This window comes from Zoogloea oleivorans, from assembly GCF_008107625.1.
Lineage (GTDB): Bacteria > Pseudomonadota > Gammaproteobacteria > Burkholderiales > Rhodocyclaceae > Zoogloea > Zoogloea oleivorans.
In genome coordinates, this window is record NZ_SDKK01000032.1 from 1 (window position 1) to 6,198 (window position 6,198).

Annotated in this window: 3 protein-coding genes; all 3 read right to left on the reverse strand. The window is 70.5% G+C overall.

The window, feature by feature from the left end; all coding sequences use genetic code 11:
• Window positions 1-562: hypothetical protein (locus tag ETQ85_RS22655; RefSeq protein ID WP_222862269.1), on the reverse strand; the 562-nt coding region annotated here is incomplete at its 3' end.
• On the reverse strand, window positions 555-3,266 hold the full coding sequence (locus tag ETQ85_RS22660) for a YegP family protein (RefSeq protein ID WP_148581324.1): 2,712 nt from the start codon (window positions 3,264-3,266) through the stop codon (window positions 555-557). The genes ETQ85_RS22655 and ETQ85_RS22660, both read right to left, overlap by 8 nt.
• A partial coding sequence (locus tag ETQ85_RS22665; RefSeq protein WP_187394822.1) for a baseplate J/gp47 family protein occupies window positions 3,266-6,198 on the reverse strand: 2,933 nt, incomplete at its 5' end. The genes ETQ85_RS22665 and ETQ85_RS22660, both read right to left, overlap by 1 nt.

Below are 6,198 nucleotides of genomic sequence, written 5' to 3' on the forward strand. Positions count from 1 at the left end.
GGCGGGCGGCGTCGTCGCGGCCGAGCAGCAGCACGCGCAGACGGTGCTGGCGTTCACGGCCGAGGTTGTCGCAGTCGGCGCCGGTGCACAGGTCCGGGTCGCTGTCGGTGCTTTCCAGCAGCAGCGCTACGGCCTGCTTGTCGAGCACGCCGGGCAGGCCGGCCAGCGGGGTGCCGAGGGGATCGCTGGCGGCGACCAGTTCGCCGGTCACCAGCAGGGTCTGGCCGGTGGCGTCGTAGAAGGGTTCGTAACGGGGGGCGGTGGCGTCGTAGCTGCGCCAGCCGGCCAGCACGAGGGGCGCTGCGAGGCGGATCAGGTCGCCGTCGCTGGTGATGCCGATGCCTGGGGCGACGCTCAGCGAGGTGCCGTCGGTGGCCAGGTGCAGGCCGGCGAGGATGCCGATGCCGACGAGGCTGACCCGCGACAGGCGGTCCTGCTGGTCGAGCCAGGTGGCCACCTCGTTGAGCTGGGTGTGGGTGAGGACCTGGTCGCGCTCGAAAACCGCGTACTGGCTGGCGAGGGGCGCGCCGAGACTTTGAAGGACCTTGATCGGATCAGCCATGGTCCGTCTCCTGGTTGTCGAAATGATCGGGGGCGCTGCCGAGGGCGGTGCTGCCCAGTACGAAGGGCGGCTTGGGCGATTCGGCGAAGCAGTCGAACAGGGTGCGCTGGGGGTACTGGTTCTTCATGGTGGTGAGGGCGTCCACAAGGGCTTGCAGCCGGGCCTGCCGGTCGGCCGGGCTGGGGCGGGTAAGGCTGGCGTGGAGGTTCAGCCAGTCCCGGTAGGCGCGCTCGAAGCGGGCCATGTCGTCGGCGTTTACCCAGCAGATCTTGGGCAGCAGGTGGGCCGGCACTTCGCTGCGGAGGGTGTGTTCGACGAAGTGCCGGAAGTCCATCTGCTGGAAGCGCCCGGCGTAGGCCGGCAGGACGATCTGCAGGCGCCACGAGTAGGGGTCGGCGTCGGCGCAGTCGCTGCAGTCGGAGTCGATGCAGATGGGCAGCAGCGGGTCGTCGGCGGTTTCCGGGCGCAGCAGCAGGTTCTCGAACACGTAAAGTCCTTCGCCGCTGTAGTGGTCGCGCAGGTAGGCGGCCAGGTTGGCGATGGCGTCGCGGGCGGCTTCTTCGGTGGCGAAGCCTTCGACCCGGCGGGCCAGGATGTGGCCGGCGTCGTCGATGATGCGGAAGTAGAAGTGCCCGTCGCGCCCTTCGATGACCCGGTAATGCTGCTCGTCTACCTGCTGGCCGCGGGCGATGGCCTCGATCATGCGGGCGCGGGCGTCTTCGCGGCTGGTGAAGTTGACGGTGGAGGACAGCAGGATCTTGTTGTCGTCGGCGCGCAGCACGCGAAAGCGGAATTCGTCGCCGGGGGTGATGTCGATTTCGGCGTAGGTGTCGTAGGACACGGCGCCCAGGTTGCGCCGGCTGAAGTCGGCGATGCCGAGCAGGCGGGCCAGGCGCTTTTCGAGGCCGCTGACGTTGTCGGTGTTCCACTGCTCTTCGCTGTCGTATTGCCGGTAGGCGCCGGCCCGGTTGGCACCGAGTTCGGCGGCCTCGGCGAGGAAGGCACATTTGTGGGCGATCACTTCGCCGTCGCTGTGGCCGAAGGCGGAGGCCATCACCGCGGCGTATTCGGAGAAGTCTTCGTCCAGCCGGGCCAGCAGGTGGTCGAGCAGGCCGTGCTGGCGGGCGATGGCTTCAAGCGGGCTCTCGGCGAGGCCGGCCAGCCCGGTGTCGGTGAGTCCGGCGGCGTAGATTTTGTCGTGGCCGACGATGGAGTCGACCCGCTGGCTGGCCAGGGTGTGGGCATGCTCGGGTAGGCCGTTGAAGCGTTCGGCGATGGCGGCGAGTTCGTCCGGATGAATCGACAGCAGGCTGCGGGCCTGGGCGAGTTGGGCCAGATCGTTGGCGATCTGCTGGTCGAAGAGGGTCAGGTAAGCCTTCAACTGCAGGACTTGGGCCTGGCGCAGGGCGTCCGGGTTGCCGGCCAGGCCGGCTGCGCCGAGGCCGTAGAGGGGCGGGAAGTCGAGTTGCACCGAGCGGTAGGCGGCGAGATCGCGCCAGCGTCCGTCGGGCACCGGCAGGTCTTCTTCGCGGGGTGTTTCGACGGTGCGGCGGGCTTCTTCCTGCAGGGCTTCGAGGCGGGCGCGCACCGCCGGCGGCATCTGGGCGATGTTCCAGCCGGCTACCGGCAGGCCGCGCTTGCGAAAGACCAGCCGGCCGGCCGGGGTTTCGCCGTCGCTGGTGATGGCCAGGCGCGGCAGGTGGCCGGCCTTGACCGGGATGCGCCAGCGGTTCGGCACCGATACCGCGAAGCCGGCGTCGTCGAGCGGGTTGAGGACCAGGTCGGTGATGGCATGCACGCCGGGCACGTCCATCAGCACGCCGATCAGGTCGGACAGGCGCAGTTCGTCAGGCAGTTCGGAGGCGGCCAGGTCGGCTTCGTCGATGAAGCCGTGCACCAGCGGCGGGCCGTCGAAGATGTCGTCGATGCTGCGCGGCCGGCCGTCGGGCAGCGGGCGGGCCAGCATCTGGGCGAGGCTGTAAGCGGGCACGGTGGGGGCGATGGTGTCGGCGGCGGCGAAGAGCAGGCGGGCTGCGACTTCGGTGACGTCGGCGCTGGCATCCAGGTCGAGTTCGGCGCACAGGGCAAAACGCTGGGTGGGCACCGGCGCGATGCTGACGAAGTCTTCGCACAGGTTGCGGTGGTTTTCGAGGGTGGCGCGCACGGCACGCAGTACCGGCGCCTGCTCGGCCTGGGTGTTCAGGGCGTCCATGAAGTCGATGGTCACGCCGTACAGGCCGTGGAGGCGCACTTCCCGGTAGTGCGGGTGGGCGGGCGGACTGCGCAGCAGGGTGCGGCGCAGTTGGTCGGCGTACAGCGGCGGGGCTTCGGTGGGGGTGATCCAGGCGTTCTTGACGCCGGGCAGATCGATCAGCAGCTTGCGCCAGTCGAGGGTGGTGAGCGGCCGCACGGGCAGCACCTGGCGGGCCCGGTGGAACTGGTCGGCGAGCGTGAGGGGCGCGCCTTGCGGCGGGGTGAGCAGGTCGGCCAGCGGCAGATCGGCCCGGTAGCCGAGTTCGGCCAGCGCCCAGGTGACCAGTTCGAGCGTGGTGATGCCGGGGTCGTGGATGTTGTGGTCGGTCCAGGTGTGGCCGGCGAGGCGACGCAGATGTTCCAGGCCTTCGCGATAGAGGGCCTCGGCGTTGCGTCCGGCGGGCTCGGGGGCGCGCGGGAGGGTGGCGGCGGTGAGCGGGTTGGCGGCCATCAGGTCAGCTCGGCAATGAGGTGTTGCGGCGCGGAAACGAGGATCGCGTCGGGGGCGTCGGGGGCCAGTTCGGGGCGGTCGTCGGCGGGCGTGGCGGCGAGGCTCAGGCGGAAGTCGGTGACGTAATCCACCCAGGGCAGGCTTTCGACGAAATCGACCAGGGCCGAGCGCAGCACCCGACCGCCGAAGTCGAGGGGCCGGGTGGCGTCGAAGGCCCACGGAGAGAGGGCCTGCAGCAGCGCCTGATTGATGTTCTGGCGGTAGTAGCTGAAGGCGAAGCCTTGGCGCATGACGACCTTGAAGTCCACCTGCACGGCCCGGTAGGCGGGGTTGCGCACGTTCAGCGTGCTGGCGTCGAGGCCCATCGGGGTGCGGGCCAGGATGAAGGCCTTGATCTGCTCGAGGGTGTCGAGGTCCACCCGCGGTTGCAGCGGGTCGACGGCGTTGCGCTGGCGCAGGTCGGGGACCACCACCAGCATGGTGTGGCCGGGAGCGAGCCAGGACGTCGCGCTGGCGTGGGGAATGCACTTGACCCGGTCTACGGCCGGAAAGGCCTGCAGCACCAGATGCTCGAAGTCCCGGCGGGTGATGGCGCGGCCCCGGTGGCGCAGGCGTTCGGCGGCCCGGCGGGCGAGGGCGCTGGCGTCTTCCTGCAGCGCGCCGCCAAAGGAGGCGTAGGGCTGGCTGATCGCTTTGACGCTGGCCGGCGGCGCCAGGCAGCGCGTGATGCTGCCGGCGGGCAGGGCGCTGGCCAGGTGGCTGGCGGCGTTGGCGTGGTCCTCGAAAGCCACTTCGACGGCGTTGGGATGTACGCCGAGCAACTGGCAGACGGCTTCTGGTGCAGCTGGCACTGCCGCCCGCAACCACACCAGGCCGGCGGGCAGGCGGGTGTTGTCGGTGGTGGTCTCGTCGGGCAGGACTACGCTGACAATGCCGCTGTTGCGCAGGCTGCGGGTGCTGTCGAGGGTGAGTTCGCTGCCCGGTACGAGGGCGCGCCAGGCGTTGTCGGCGAGCACCGACCAGCTGACGGTTTGCGCTTCGGCCTGCGGGTCGGCGCTGCCGTCGGCGACCTGGAAGAGCAGGCTCAGCGGGTCGCCGGCGGCGAGGCCGGCGAGGCCGATGAAGAGTTCGCCGGCTTCGCGATGCGGCGGCATCAGCGGCACGCTGCCCTGGGGCATCCACGGGCGCTTGCCGCTGAGCCACAGGTGTTCGCGGGATACGCCGAAAGCATCCACGTGAAAGAACTCGATCTCGGCGCCGGTGAAGCTGGCCGGGCTGTCTTCGTCGAGGCGCGTCGGGCCGGCTTCGGCGGTGTAGGCGAGGCTGATTGCGCTGACCTTGGGTGTCCACGGTTCCTTCAGGGGCGTGGGCGGCTTGGCGAGCAGGCCGGCGATGGCCTCGCTGCGCCAGGCCCCGTGGAGCAGGTCGGTGGTGAGGGTCAGGGTGATGAAGCCGGCCCGCGGCGAGGACGGTGCATCGGAAGCCAGGCCGCGCCGGCGCTTGAGGTAGAGGGCCTGCTTGCGGGCGTAGGCGCTGCCCGAGCGGGCCAGGGCGCCATAGGCGGTGTGTTCGCGGTAGCCCCGCTTGCCGGTGTTGCCGATCAGGTTCAGGTCGACGCGTCCGCCGGGGGCGGGCAGCAGGGCCACCGGCCCGACGGGATTGCTGCCGCCGGCGTCGGACCATTCGGCCTGGGCGCTGACGCCGTAGGCCAGCCCGCCCTGGCCGGAATAATGCGCATACAGGTCGGTGAGGGCCGTCTGGGTGTTGGGTGCGCCTTGCCAGGCCAGTTGCAGGGACAGGCGCGTGAGGCGCTTGCCGAGGGCTTCGGGGCTGCCCACGTAGAGGCGTGCGCCGGGCGCTGGCTGCGGACCGAAGGGCAGGAAGGCCTTCTTCGGGTCGAGGGTGCCGAAATCGCCTTCGAGTGTCAGGTTGCCGATGCCACTGGCTTCCACGCTGATTTTTGCCTGGCTGACCCGCAGCCCGGACAGGGGCGTGAACCACTGGCCGGCGCCTTCGCGCAACTGCAGGCGGATGATCGGCAGGCCGGCCGGAAAGTCCTGCTGGAGGAGTGCCGGGCTGGCGTCGACGATGGCCGGCTGGTCGGCCGGGACGAGGACGCTGAAGGTCCAGCTGTTGGCAGTCACCGACGAGTCGGCGCTGGCGATGGTGAAGGGGCCGATCCAGCCCTTGGCGCCGGACAGGTGGATTTCGAAGGCGCCGGCGAGGGTGGCGGCGCTGTGCATTTCCGGGTCGATCCCGTCGAGGCCGAGGCCCAGGCTGATCTTGCGCAGGCCGCTGGCCAGGCGCAGCACTGCGGCGGCCATGGCGAAGCCCACCGGTGCGTCGGGCAGGGCCGTCTGGCCCGGGCGGCGCAGGCCGAAGGGGTGCCAGGCGGGCTGCTCGGCGGGGAGTTTTTCACCGAGGCCGTTGGCGGAATCGGCGATGGGGGCGAAGTAGAGGTGGCCGTCGGGCGCCCGCCGGGTGGCGCACAGGCTGACGACGCGGGCCTGGTTGATGACTGCCGGGCGCACCGGGCGGTACAGCAGTTCGCGCTGGCTGGCGTCCTTGCCGGCGGACAGGCGCAGATCCGTGCCGATTTCCAGCGCTGTGGCACCCTTTTTGAGCTGCACCAGCAGATGGGCGTGGTCGGGCCGGGCTGGCTGCGGGGTGAAGCCGAGCACCGTCTGCATCTGGAAATCGAGGTGCCGGCGGGTGAAGTCGTTGAGCAGGGCGCGGGGATGGCGGGCGACTTTCAGGCTGGCGATCAGCAGCGCCAGGTGAGGCGGCAGATCGCCCGTGTCGCTGTCCACCAGCGCGGCGAGGCGGGCCCGGTAGGCGGCATCGCTTTCCCCCGCGGCGGGCTGCGGGAAGGCATCGCGCCAGGTGCCGGAGGGCTGGGCCGGGTCGGTGCCGTAGTTGTTGAGCTGGCCGG

Bases quoted from the DNA above. Each gene is read 5' to 3' on its own strand.
- ETQ85_RS22660 (WP_148581324.1), bottom strand. From the start codon at position 3,266: ATGGCCGCCAACCCGCTCACCGCCGCCACCCTCCCGCGCGCCCCCGAG.